General features: G+C 49.6%; 1 rRNA gene. It reads left to right on the top strand.

Annotated features, from left to right (window positions below):
* Nucleotides 1-188: 188 nt before the first annotated feature.
* Nucleotides 189-246 (top strand): 5S ribosomal RNA (gene rrf / locus KW849_RS31180); the annotation flags it as partial.

Raw genomic sequence — 246 nt, 5'->3', positions numbered from 1 at the left:
TGAGCTAACCAATACTAATTGCCCGTGAGGCTTGACCATATAACACCCAAGCAATTTGACTACTCGAGAGAGCATCAGATTGCGGTGTGTGAAGACGCAATGAACCGAAAGTTCGCAAACACACAAATCTATCACCTACCCAATTTGCTGAAGCGCGGCCAGCCGGCCACGACTCGGTACCCGAATTTCTTGACGACCATAGAGCATTGGAACCACCTGATCCCATCCCGAACTCAGCAGTGAAAC

Origin of the sequence: Pseudomonas sp. PDM26, from assembly GCF_019219185.1 — a bacterium.
Classification (GTDB): Bacteria; Pseudomonadota; Gammaproteobacteria; order Pseudomonadales; family Pseudomonadaceae; genus Aquipseudomonas.
This window is presented reverse-complemented; position numbering and strand designations above follow the sequence as displayed.